The sequence below is a fragment of the Streptomyces sp. NPDC057253 genome (assembly GCF_042669125.1).
In the GTDB taxonomy this organism is placed as follows: Bacteria; Actinomycetota; Actinomycetes; order Streptomycetales; family Streptomycetaceae; genus Streptomyces.
The window spans coordinates 1-12609 of the sequence record NZ_JBHUXV010000049.1 but is presented as its reverse complement, the minus strand read 5'-3'; the positions used below and the strand labels follow the sequence as shown (position 1 = coordinate 12609).

Annotated in this window: 10 protein-coding genes and 1 rRNA gene; 9 read left to right on the top strand and 2 right to left on the bottom strand. The window is 69.8% G+C overall.

Annotated elements, in window-relative coordinates; all coding sequences use genetic code 11:
• Positions 1–107 precede the first annotated feature (107 nt).
• The 9 genes from ACFULQ_RS25490 to ACFULQ_RS25450 all read left to right on the top strand — a co-directional run bounded on the left by ACFULQ_RS25490 (position 108) and on the right by ACFULQ_RS25450 (position 11723).
• Complete coding sequence (locus ACFULQ_RS25490; protein ID WP_383547503.1) at positions 108–1025, top strand: alpha/beta fold hydrolase; 918 nt, start codon at positions 108–110, stop codon at positions 1023–1025.
• Between the two features lie 170 nt (positions 1026–1195).
• Entirely contained in the window at positions 1196–2539 is a 1344-nt protein-coding gene (locus ACFULQ_RS25485; protein ID WP_383547500.1) for a peptidase S8, read from the top strand.
• A gap of 351 nt (positions 2540–2890) precedes the next feature.
• The gene (locus ACFULQ_RS25480) at positions 2891–4171 is read left to right on the top strand and encodes a peptidase S8 (protein ID WP_383547497.1); all 1281 of its coding nucleotides are present in this window, start codon (positions 2891–2893) and stop codon (positions 4169–4171) included.
• 338 nt (positions 4172–4509) lie between these two features.
• A complete protein-coding gene (locus ACFULQ_RS25475) occupies positions 4510–4818 on the top strand; it encodes a hypothetical protein (protein ID WP_123761709.1) in 309 nt (102 codons plus the stop codon).
• Between the two features lie 198 nt (positions 4819–5016).
• Entirely contained in the window at positions 5017–5841 is an 825-nt protein-coding gene (locus tag ACFULQ_RS25470) for a hypothetical protein (RefSeq protein WP_383547494.1), read from the top strand.
• On the top strand, positions 5831–7162 hold the full coding sequence (locus ACFULQ_RS25465; protein ID WP_383547491.1) for a hypothetical protein: 1332 nt from the start codon (positions 5831–5833) through the stop codon (positions 7160–7162). The genes ACFULQ_RS25470 and ACFULQ_RS25465 overlap by 11 nt, the downstream gene beginning before the upstream one ends.
• Positions 7159–8718: an SCO6880 family protein gene (locus tag ACFULQ_RS25460; protein ID WP_383547488.1), complete on the top strand. Its 1560-nt coding sequence runs from the start codon at positions 7159–7161 to the stop codon at positions 8716–8718. Before ACFULQ_RS25465 ends, ACFULQ_RS25460 begins: the two co-directional genes overlap by 4 nt.
• 10 nt (positions 8719–8728) lie before the next feature.
• Positions 8729–10144 (top strand): ATP-binding protein, encoded by a 1416-nt coding sequence (locus tag ACFULQ_RS25455; protein WP_383547485.1) that lies wholly within the window; start codon positions 8729–8731, stop codon positions 10142–10144.
• 19 nt (positions 10145–10163) lie between these two features.
• Positions 10164–11723 carry a type VI secretion protein gene (locus ACFULQ_RS25450; protein WP_383547655.1) on the top strand — a complete coding sequence of 520 codons (1560 nt, stop codon included), beginning with the start codon at positions 10164–10166 and terminating at the stop codon, positions 11721–11723.
• A gap of 22 nt (positions 11724–11745) precedes the next feature.
• Here the strand turns inward: ACFULQ_RS25450 and ACFULQ_RS25445 are convergent, their stop codons facing one another.
• On the bottom strand, positions 11746–12291 hold the full coding sequence (locus ACFULQ_RS25445; RefSeq protein ID WP_383547482.1) for a GNAT family N-acetyltransferase: 546 nt from the start codon (positions 12289–12291) through the stop codon (positions 11746–11748).
• A 68-nt stretch (positions 12292–12359) separates the two neighbouring features.
• Positions 12360–12476 (bottom strand): 5S ribosomal RNA (gene rrf, locus ACFULQ_RS25440).
• Positions 12477–12609: the final 133 nt, after the last annotated feature.

Here is a 12609-nt window from a genome sequence, read left to right as displayed (position 1 = left end):
CCCTGTGGGACGCGAGGCCCGGGCCGTGGGGTCCGGACACCCGACCGCGTGTGGACCGCACCCCCCTGGGCAGTCGGGTCCGGACATCCGACCCCCAGGAGGCCCGTGTGTTCGACGGCTTCGAGCTGACCCACCGCGAGGGCCGGGACGGCGTCCGGCTGCGGGTGCGGCACGGCGGCAGCGGCCCGGCCGTGCTCCTGCTGCACGGCCACCCCCGCACCCACGCCACCTGGCACCGCGTCGCCCCGCTGCTGGCCGAGGCGGGTCACACCGTCGTCTGCCCCGACCTGCGCGGCTACGGCGGCTCCGACAAGCCCTCGACCGACCCGGAGCACCGCCCGTACTCCAAGCGCGCCATGGCCGGCGACTGCCTCGACGTGATGCGGGGGCTCGGACACGAGCGGTTCGCGGTCGTCGGGCACGACCGGGGCGCGTACGTGGCGACCCGCCTCGCCCTGGACCACCCCGGGGCGGTGTCCGCGCTCAGCGTCCTGGACGCCGTCCCCATCGGGGAGGCCCTGCGCCGCTGCGACGCCCGTTTCGCCGCCAGCTGGTGGCACTGGTTCTTCCTCGGCCAGACGGCCAAGCCCGCCGAACGGGTCATCAACGCCGACCCGGACGCCTGGTACACGGCCACGCCCGAACAGATGGGCGCCGAGGCCTACGAGGACTACCACCGCGCCATCCACGACCCGGCCACCGTGCACGCCATGTGCGAGGACTACCGCGCCGGGCTCGGTGTCGACCGGGAGCACGACGACACCGACCAGCGGTCGGGCCGGCGCATCGGCTGCCCGCTCCAGATCCTGTGGGCCACCCGGGACGACATGGCCGAGCTCTACGGCGACGTCCTGGCCGTCTGGCGCGACTGGGCCGGCGGCCCACTGGAAGGCGGCCCCGTCGACTCCGGGCACCACATGGCCGAAGAGGCCCCCGAGGCGCTCGCCGACGCCCTGCGGGCCTTCTGGGCGGCGCGGACGGATGGTCAAGCCGGAACCATCCCCCGCCCATCGGGCCGCCACTGATCAGTAAGCCCGCAACGCCCTTCAGTAAGGCGGAAGTCAGGATTCCGTCGGGTGTCTTGTTGTCACGTACTCAACAAGGCGATGGTCTACGCGGGTCGCCGCCCCCACCGGGAACCTCACCGGTGGTCCCCCACCGCAGGCCTCTGCAACCACTCCCAGGAGGCTGTACGTTGCGTACTTCCCACTCCCCCCACATATCCGGCAGATGGCGTCGGATCGGCTCCGCCGCCGCGGCCACCGGCGCCCTGCTCGTCGCCGGCCTCGGCACCGCCGCGCACGCCGACGCGGCCACGCCCCACCAGGTGAGCGGCAAGGCCATCGCGGCCGCGGTCGCCAAGGCCCACGTGCGGTACACGAGCGCGTGCGCCACCACCCCGAAGAAGGGCTACGCGTCCTGCGACGCCCTGCGCGTCACCGGGGGCACCACCGCCTTCCAGGAGGCACAGGCCGCGAGGAAGGGCGTCAAGCCCGCGACGATCTCCCCGAAGGCCTCCGTCGCCTCCCCCACCGGCTACGGCCCGAGCGACCTCCAGGACGCCTACGGCCTCACCGACGCGTCCGCGAACTACGGCTCCGGCGAGACCATCGCCATCGTCGACGCCTACGACGACCCCAACGCCGCCGCGGACCTGGCCACCTACCGCAGCTACTACGGCCTGCCCGCCTGCACAGTCGCCAACGGCTGCTTCAAGAAGGTCTCCCAGACCGGCTCCACCACCTCGCTGCCCAGCGCCGACAGCGGCTGGGCCGGTGAGATCTCCCTCGACCTCGACATGGTCTCCGCCATCGCCCCGAACGCCGACATCCTGCTGGTCGAGGCCAAGTCGTCGAGCATGGCCAACCTCGGCACCGCCGTGAACGAGGCCGTGAAGCTGGGCGCCACGTTCGTCTCCAACTCCTACGGCGGCTCCGAGTCCTCCTCGGACACCTCGTACGACTCCTCCTACTTCAACCACCCCGGCGTCGCCATCACCGTCTCCGCCGGCGACGAGGGCTACGGCGCCGAGTACCCGGCCGCCTCCAAGTACGTCACCGCGGTCGGCGGCACCAAGCTGTCCGCCTCCTCCACCAGCCGCGGCTGGACCGAGAGCGTCTGGAAGACCAGCTCCACCGAGGGCACCGGCTCCGGCTGCTCCGCCTACGACGCCAAGCCCTCCTGGCAGACCGACACCGGCTGCACCAAGCGCATGATCGCCGACGTCTCCGCCGTCGCCGACCCCGCCACCGGAGTCTCGGTCTACGACTCCTACGGCTCCGACGGCACCGGCTGGAACACCTACGGCGGCACCAGCGCCTCCGCCCCGATCATCGCGTCGGTGTACGCCCTCGCGGGCACCCCGGGCAGCAGCGACTACCCGTCCCAGTACCCCTACTTGGACACCTCCGCCCTCAACGACGTGACCTCGGGCAACAACGGCACCTGCTCGACGAGCTACTTCTGCACCGCCAGGACCGGCTACGACGGCCCCACCGGCCTCGGCACCCCGCAGGGCCTCGGCGCCTTCGGCGGCTGAGCCGCTTTCTGAACGTCCCCGTCGGGTCACGGGGGCGCCGCCCTTGAGAGGGGGACGTGGGGTCCCCTCGGCGGCACAACGGCAACGGGCCGCGGCATCCGGCCGCGGCCCGTTCGCCGTACCTCCGCCCACCGGGTCAAGCGAGCGCCGCCCGCAGTCCAACGAGCTTCCATCGCCGGGTAACGCCGACACCCCGTTCGGTAAGGCGTCAGTCAGGAATCCACCGGGTCCCTTGTTGTCACGTCCTCAACAAGAGGACCGTCGTCGCAGGCCGCCCCCCAGCCGCCGGGAACCCACACCGACGGCACGCACCCGCACCGCCCCTGTTCCACCACCTCAGGAGGCTGCACCTTGCGTACCGACTTCCCCCACATACGGCTGAGATGGCGCCGCGTCAGCACCGCCACGGCCGCCACGGCCGCCCTCGCCCTCGCCGGTCTCGGCACCGCCGTCCACGCGGACGCGACGGCCTCGTCCAAGGTGACTTGGACCGCGACTCCCTGCGCCACTCCCAAGAAGGCCGGCGAACTCGCCTGCAACTCCCTGCGCGTGACCGGCGGCATCACGGCCTTCCAGAAGGCCCAGCAGGCCCGCGGCGTCACCCCGAAGGCCTCCGCCGCCACCCCCACCGGCTACGGCCCGAGCGACCTGCGCTCCGCCTACGGCCTGACCTCCGCCGCGGCCTCGGGCGGCACCGGCGCGACCATCGCCATCGTCGACGCCTACAACGACCCCAACGCCGAGGCCGACCTCGCCCAGTACCGCTCGTACTACGGCCTGCCCGCCTGCACCACCGCCAACGGCTGCTTCAAGAAGGTCTCCCAGACCGGCTCCACCACCTCCCTGCCCCGCAGCGACGCCGGCTGGTCCGAGGAGATCTCCCTCGACCTCGACATGGTCTCCGCGATCGCCCCGGACGCCCACATCCTGCTGGTCGAGGCCAAGTCGGCGACCATGGCCAACCTCGGCACCGCCGTGAACGAGGCGGTCACCCTGGGCGCCAAGTACGTCTCCAACTCCTACGGAGGCTCCGAGTCCTCCTCGGACACCTCGTACGACTCCTCGTACTTCAACCACCCCGGCGTCGCCATCACGGTCAGCGCGGGTGACGCGGACTACGGCGCCGAGTACCCGGCCGCCTCCAAGTACGTGACCTCGGTCGGCGGCACCGCGCTCGCCACCGCCTCCAACGCCCGCGGCTGGACCGAGACGGTCTGGAAGACGAGCTCGACCGAGGGCACCGGCTCCGGCTGCTCCGCCTACGACGCCAAGCCCACCTGGCAGACCGACACCGGCTGCGGCAAGCGCATGATTTCGGACGTCTCCGCCGTCGCCGACCCGGCCACCGGAGTCTCCGTCTACGACTCCTACGGCGTCACCGCCGGCTGGTACACCTTCGGCGGCACCAGCGCCTCCGCCCCGATCATCGCCGGCGTCTACGCGCTGGCCGGCACCCCCGGGAGCAGCGACTATCCGGCCCAGTACCCCTACAAGCACACCTCCGCCCTCAACGACGTGACCTCGGGCAACAACGGCACCTGCGCCACGAGCTACTTCTGCACCGCCGGTTCGGGCTACGACGGACCGACCGGCTGGGGCACCCCGGAGGGAGTCAGCGGCTTCACCAGCTGACTCTCCGTCAACGAACGGGCCGCGGGCTCCCCTCCCGCGGCCCGTTCGTCATGCCGGTGCCGCTCCGGGTTAGCCTTCACCCGGGGAACATCGGTGCCAGAAGCACCGCAGGTCGTAAGAGGGGTCAACGACGGAACCACACGACAGGTTCCGCTCAGGCCTCATTGCCCGGCGTGACCTGCCGTGATACACAGAGTGACCAGACAGTCATTCGTACGAAACCCGCCAACCAATGACGCCAAGTCGACATACGACGGCGGAATTGTCGGCGACAATGAGGCCTGACCTCTGCGCCCACGCAGGGGAAGCGGAACTACCCACCAGGGGCGGTGACTTACATGTTCTTTGCGGCCGACAAGGGAGACATCAACACCATCATCGGCGGGATCGCTCCCGACTGGGGGCCCTTCGGTGCGCTGGGGACCGAGGCGAAGACGATGATCCAGGTCGTCATGGCGGTCGCCATCCTGCTCTGCCTCGGCATCGCCATCTGGGGCGCCGCGAAGCAGCGCATCGGCGCCACCGCCCTGCGGGACACCTTCAGCGCGGAACAGGGCAAGGGCCTCATCATCGCGGGCCTGACCGGAGTCTTCATCATCGGATCGCTCGGCACCCTCTTCACCATCGTGTACGGCATGGCCGTATAGCCGTCGCGTCCGGTCGACGCACCTCCAGTCCGGCCGGGCACCCCCGGTACCCCCTCCTACCCCACCCGTCCGCAGTGCCCACCGGCTGAGGTTGCGTTCCCTGATGTCGAGTCACCACACCGCACCCGCGCGGGAACCAGCGCGGCTACCGTCGTACTCCTACGGGTTTTCGTACGACGTCGAGGGGGCGTGAGCGGCATGAGTCCGGGAGACGACCACGAGGGCTACGGCGGCACGGGCCAGACCCGCACCCGCTACCCGGAGCGCCCCGGCGACGTCTACGGCGGCGCCCGCCGCACCCCCCGCTCCAGCTCCAGAAGCCTCATCACGGTCGTGGGCGTCATCATCCTCCTGATCGCAGCCATCGCCTTCGCGAACCGCGGCGACAACACCTCCGACTCCACGGCGACGGGAACAGGAGACAAACCGAAGAGCTCGTCCACGGCCCCGACCGGGACCAAACCGGTACAGGGCACCTCGGGTGCGATTCCCACCGGCTACGCGCATGACCCGCAGGGAGCCCAGAGCGCGGCGGCGAACTACGCGGTGGCGCTGGGCGCCGCCGACATGTTCGACAAGGCCAGGCGGGACGCGATCCTCCAGACCGTCGTCGCCCCCGCGCGTCTGGACGGGTTCCGGTCGACCCTGGACCGGGCCTACACACCGGCCTTCAACAAGACCGTCGGGCTGAACGACGACGGCTCCACGCCCGCCGGCTACACCTTCGTATCCCGTACGAGTCCCATCGGCACCAAGGTCACCGCGTCCGCCCAGAACAGCGTGACCGTCGAGGTCTGGTGCAGCGGGCTGCTCGGCATGGCGGGCGAGAACTCCACGAACCCCGTCACCAACAGCTGGTTCACCATCACCATGCAGCTCGACTGGGTCTCCGGCGACTGGAAGGTCGCCACACAGTCCCAGAAGGAAGGCCCGGCGCCCGTCCCCGGCGACGACCGGGCCTCCAGCGCCGACGAGATGGCAAAGGCTGTCGACGAGTACGGAGGGTTCACCTATGCCCGGTAGTCGCTACGTGCTCAAGGCCGCCGCCGCGGTCACGGCCGTACAGAGCGCGACCGTGCTGCTCGCGGCCCGCGCCTTCGCGGCCCCCACGCCCACACCGACGCCCTCGGCGAGCGACGACGCCTGCCGTCTCCTCAGCGGCGCCGCGAGGACTCTGTGCGAGAGCGACCGCAGCAACAAGTCGAGCGGAGGGTCGATCACCGACGACCCCACGACCACCCTCGACCCCATGTCCTCCCTGGCCAACAGCTGCGCCAAAGCCGCCGCCTGGACCATCGACAAGCTCAGCGAAGCCGTAAAAGACACCGCCAACGTCGACTTCACCAACCAGAAGTTCCTTCAGCAGTACGCCGTCGTCTTCGCCGCCTCCACCATCCTCACCCTCCTCCTGTGGCTGCTCGCAGTCGCCAAGCGCGCGGTACGAGGCGTCCCCCTCACCACCGCCATCAGCGAAGCGATCGGCTTCCTCTGGCTGACCGTCCTCGCCTCCGCCTTCACCCCCCTCATCCTCTACACCGTCGTCTCCGCCACCGACGGCGTCTCAGAGGTCCTCGCCAAAGCCACCGGCGACCAGACCGACACCTTCTTCGGCACCTTCTCCGGCGCCCTGGAGAAGGGCAACGACATCGGCGGCGGCCCCATCATGCTGATCGTCGTCTCCCTGGTCAGCATCCTCGCCGCCGGAGTCCTCTGGCTGGAGCTCGTCATCCGCGCCGCCCTCCTCTACGTCGGCGCCCTCCTCGGCACCGTCGTCTACGCCGGCCTCGTCGACAAGAACCTCTGGGGCCACGTCCGCCGCTGGGCCGGCATCATGATCGCGGTCATCCTGGTCAAACCGGTCATCGTCATCGTCCTCGGCCTCGCGGGAGCCCTCTCCTCCGACGACGGCCCCGACGCCTTCTCCGCCGTCGTCTCCGGCCTCGCCATCATCCTGCTCGCCATCTTCGCCAGCGCGATGATCTACCGCTTCGTCCCCGGCTTCGGCGACGAGATCGCCGGCTCCCGCAACAACCGCATCATGCAGAACGCCGAGGGCAAGGCGGCAGCCGTCATCAGCTCCCCCGCGACCCTCGTCGCCCAGGGCATCAAGACCCACAGCTCCCGGGCCGACAACAACGGTCAGGCCTCCGGAGGCTCGGGCGCCCGCCCGAGCAACCCGGCGTCCGGCGGAGTCGCCGCGCACAGCTCGCGCACCCCGAACGGAGGCGGCGGATCTGTCCCCTCCGCCGCTCCCGCTCCCCGCGCGGCCAACCCGGTGAACACCCCGCACGCCGGCAACACCCGCAACGGCAGTAGCAACAGCACAGGAGGTGACGGGCGTTGACGACCGAGTCCCACGTGTCGCATACGGTCACGCCCCGCCGTACATATCTGATCGGCCGCGCCCGGCCGAACGCGATCGTCGGCAGGAACCGTGAGACCGGCGAGATCGCGCTCATCATCGTGGGCGCGTTCCTCGGCATGATGTGCGGGCTCCTCGTCCCGGTGCTCTCCCTGCGCATCGTGCTCCTGATGGGCTTCCCGCTCGTCGCGCTGGCCGCGGTCTACGTGCCGTACAAGCGCCGCACCTTCTACAAGTGGTTCGAGATCAACCGCAGTTACAAGCGCACCCTGCGCCAGGGCACCACCTACCGCTCCTCCGTCATGGAGGCCGGCACCCACGTCGACGGCCGCGAGGTCGAGGTCGGCCCGCCCCCCGGCATCGGCCGGATCAACTGGCTCGCCGCCCCCTTCGGCCCCGACGAGATCGCCGTACTGCTGCACGCGGACCGCCGTACCGTCACCGCCGCCATCGAGATCGAGGGCCCCGGCGTCGGCCTGCGCGACTCCGAGGACCAGGAAGCCCTCGTCGACCGCTTCGGCACCCTCCTCAAGCACGTGGCCAACGGCGACGGTTTCGTCACCCGCCTCCAGATGCTCGCCCGCACCCTGCCCGCCGACCCCGACGCCCACGCCAAGGACGTCGCGGTACGCGGGGACGACAAGGCGCTGCCCTGGCTCCAGACGTCGTACGACCAACTCCAGTCGATGGTGTCGACCAGCAGCGAGCAGCACCGCGCCTATCTGGTCGCCTGCATGCACTACACCCGCGAACTGGCCGCCGAGGCCCAGGCGATGGCCCGCGCGGCCCGCCCCCAGTCCGGCCGCAAGCTCGACCGGGACGCCGGTCTCGCGGTGGTCATGGCCCGCGAGCTGACCGACATCTGCTCGCGCCTCCAGGAGGCCGACATCCGGGTCCGCCAGCCGCTCGGCCAGGGCCGGCTCGCCTCGCTGATCCACTCCATGTACGACCCGGACCACCCCATCGACCACATCCAGGCGATGACCAAGCGCAACGCCTGGCCGGCCGAACTCGACGCCATGGAACCGACGTTCCTCCAGGCGAAGACCAGGGAGTCCTCCACCCGCGCGCCCTGGTGCCACGCCACGGCCTGGGTCAAGGAGTGGCCGATGACCCCCGTCGGCGTCAACTTCCTGGCACCGCTCCTCGTCCACACCCCGGACGTCATCCGCACGGTCGCCGTCACGATGGACCTCGAACCCACCGAGGTCGCCATCGAGCGCATGCTGACCGAGAAGACCAACGACGTGGCGGAGGCCTCGCGCGCGGCCAAGATGAACCGCACGATCGACCCCCGTGACGTGGCCGCCCACTCCCGCCTCGACCAGCGCGGCGAGGACCTCGCGAGCGGCGCGGCCGGCGTGAACCTGGTCGGCTACATCACCGTCTCCTCCCGCTCCCCCGAGGCCCTGGCCCGCGACAAGCGGACCATCCGGGCCTCGGCGGGAAAGTCGTACCTGAAGCTGGAGTGGTGCGACCGCGAGCACCACCGCGCCTTCGTGAACACGCTTCCGTTCGCCACCGGCATCCGAAAGTAGGGGACCAAGCATGCGGGATCCGCTGTCCGTCCTCACCGACGCCTTCACGTCCTTCCTGTTCGGGAAGGTCGAGACGACCCGCCTGCCGGTCCGCACCTCCACCGGCCAGGCCCAGGCGGTCTACCTCCCGACCGCCGCGCCGGGCCTCGGCGACTCGGGCGTGATCATCGGCCGCGAGGTCTACTCCGGCAAGGGCTACATCTACGACCCCTTCCAGCTCTACGGCCAGCAGCTGCCGGCCCCCCACTGGCTGGTCCTGGGCGAGTCCGGCAACGGCAAGTCGGCCCTGGAGAAGACCTACGTCCTACGGCAGTTGCGCTTCCGCGACCGCCAAGTGGTCGTCCTGGACGCCCAGGGCGAGGACGGCGTCGGTGAATGGAACCTGATCGCGCAGGAGTTGGGGATAACTCCCATCCGCCTGGACCCCATGGCCGCCCTGGACATGGGGATCCGCCTCAACCCCCTCGACCCCGCGATCACGACGACCGGCCAGCTCGCCCTGCTCCGGACCATCATCGAGGTGGCGATGGGCCACGGCCTCGACGAGCGCTCCGGCTTCGCCCTGAAGGTCGCGCACGCCTACGTCAACGAGACGATCGTCGAACGCCAGCCGATCCTCACGGACATCGTGGAGCAGCTACGGCACCCCGAGCCGGAGTCGGCCGAGGCGATGAACGTCGACATAGAGGACGTCCGTGCCTGGGGCCTGGACGTGGCCCTCGTCCTGGACCGCCTGGTCGACGGTGACCTGCGGGGCATGTTCGACGGCCCGACCACGGTCGGCATCGACCTGGACGCGCCGCTGATCGTCTTCGATTTGTCCCACATCGACCGCAACTCCATCGCCATGCCCATCCTGATGGCGATCGTCGGAGTCTGGCTGGAACACACCTGGATCCGCCCCGACCGGAAGAAGCGCATCTTCCTGGTCGAGGAGGCCTGGCACATCATCAACAGCCCCTTCGTGGCCCAGCTCTTCCAGCGCCTGCTCAAGTTCGGCCGACGGCTCGGCCTGTCCTTCGTGGCGGTGGTCCACCACCTGTCCGACGTGGTGGACGGAGCGGCGGCGAAGGAGGCGGCCGCGATCCTGAAGATGGCCTCGACCCGCACGATCTACGCCCAGAAGGCCGACGAGGCACGAGCCACGGGCCGCGTCCTGGGCCTGCCCCGCTGGGCGGTCGAGATCATCCCGTCCCTCACCCCCGGCATCGCCGTCTGGGACGTCAACGGCAATGTCCAGGTGGTCAAACACCTGGTCACCGAGACGGAACGCCCGCTGGTCTTCACCGACCGCGCGATGACGGAGTCCTCCGCGGACCGCGAACTGACCGACGACGCCCTGCGCGCCGCCGAGTTGGAGGCGGAGGAGAGGGCGGCGGCCTTCGTCGAACAGCACATGGGCGACTCCGAGTCGACGGTGGCGTAGGTAGGAGGGTCGGGCAGTGGTGAGACCGGACGACCGCCGACAGGACGCTCGGGACGCCCAGGGAGGCATCCCGGACGGCCTGTTGGTCGGCATACTCGCCTTCCTCCTCGGCATGACCCTGCTGGTCTGGACGGCGACGGGCCTCGCGGGCCTCCTCGCCCACGGCACCTGGCCCCGAGCCGTCACCTTCACCCGCACCCCCCTGGCCATGCGCCACCTCATCGGCCACCCCCAGGACATCCCCGGCGCCTGGCCCGACACCCCGACCGACCAACTCTCCGGCTACGGCCTGGTCTGGGGCCTGTTCATCGGCCAACTGCTGATCCTGGCCGTCCTGACCATCTTCGTGATGGGAACCCTGGCCCGCTGGAGAGCGGTACGAGCGAGAACAAGAGCGGAGAAACTGGCGGCCCGGGAACGCCGTAGGGCTCCGCAACCGACGCCTGCTTCTGAGACACCGGCACACGAGGCACCGGCCCATGAGGTACCGGCCCCGAGACCGGCACCGGAGCCGCAGCCGCAGCCGCCCGTGGCGAGCAACCCACCCGGGCTCCCCCAGTCGGCTGCGCCACTCCGTGCAACGGCGACGTCGGCCAAGCTGCCCACTTCTCTGTCCAAGGGTGAACGGGTGGGCGGGTGGGAAACACCACGCGCCGAAGGCGCGGTCCTCTACGCCCCCAGGGAAACCCGCCACCCCACCGCAACCCAGACCATCAGGGACGCGGAGGGCCCCACCCTCGTAGTCACCTCGAACCCCACCATCTGGCAGGACACCAAGGACGCCAGAGCCAAACTCGGCCCGGTCCACGTCTACGACCCCACCCACCTCTGCGACACCCCGGCCCGCCTCCACTGGTCCCCCACCACCGGCTGCGAGCACAAGGAAACAGCGAAGGCCAGAGCCACCGCCCTCCTCGCCCCCATCCGCCCCACCGCAAAAATCGACCAGGCAGTCACCGACGTAGCGGAAACCCTCCTCCGCAGCTACCTCCACGCTGCCGCCATAGACGGCCGCACCATCCGCCACGTCCACCGCTGGTGCCAGGGCACCCAGATCCAGGACGCGGTACGAACCCTCCGCACCCACCCGAAGGCATCCCCAGGCGCCGCGGGCGAACTCGAAGCAGCCCTGACAGCCCACCCGGAGCGCAGAGACATCGCCCAGGAACTGACGGCCCGAGCCCTCTCCGCCCTCTTCACCGTCAACATCCGCGAGGCATGCACTCCCAACCGAAATGATGCCCTCGCCTTGGATTCCTTCGTCGACGAAGGGGGCACGCTTTATGTGGTGGGGGAATCCATCGAGGACCCCAGAACCAACCCCGGCGCGATGCCCCTCCTGACGGCCCTCACCTCCAGCGTGGTCGAGCGTGGCCGGCACATGGCCGAACGGTCATCCGCCGGTCGCCTCGACCCACCACTGACGCTCGTCCTGGACGACGTCGCAGCCGTGGCTCCGCTTCCCCAGCTCCCGGAGCTGCTGGCCACCGGAGCGGACCGAGGGCTACCGACCCTGGCCCTGCTCCGGTCCCGGGAACAGGCCCGCACCCGCTGGCCGGACGTCGAACTGCCCGTGTAGCCCCCGTGCAGTCCCCGTCCGGTCAGGGACGGTCGAGCACGAACTCCAGCTCGGACTGCCCCGGAACCGCCGCGAGCGGCACCACCACACCACTCGGCTCGAACCCGGCCTTGCGATAGAACCGCTGCGCCCGCCCGTTGTCCTCGTGCACGATCAGTCGCACCCGCTCGGCCCCGTGCGCCCACGCCCACTCCAGAGCGGCGTCGAACAGCACGTCGGTGAGCCCGCTGCCCCGCTCCTCGGGCCGCACGAAGACCCCCACGAGATGCCCCTGCTTCCGCTCCACGGGGAACCCCGCCCAGTCCGTGGTCCCGGCCTCCTCCATGAGCACGGTCACCGTCCCGACGAACCGACCGTCGGGTGCCTCGGCGACAACCGTCTGTGCCCCCTGTGCCCCTTCCGCGCCGGAAGCCGTGCGCTCCTGCCAGAAGGAGTCCGGCCGGCCAACGGCGTCCTCATAGGTCTCCAGAAAAGCGAGAGGTGCAATCGGATCCTGAAGCGCCACCAGCCGCAACGCCTTCACGGCGGACCACTCATCAGCGCGGACGGACCGAATCAGGTAATTCATGTCGACCACAGTAGTACGAAAACAGAAAAACCCCCGTTCCGAATGGAACGGGGGTTTTCCCAAAAATTGTTCGGCGGTGTCCTACTCTCCCACAGGGTCCCCCCTGCAGTACCATCGGCGCTGTAAGGCTTAGCTTCCGGGTTCGGAATGTAACCGGGCGTTTCCCTCACGCTATGACCACCGAAACACTATGAGATTAGACCGGAAAACACACGGTCGTTGCCTCAGAACTAACACAGTGGACGCGAGCAAATATGGACAAGCCCTCGGCCTATTAGTACCGGTCACCTCCAGCGGTTACCCGCCTTCCAGATCCGG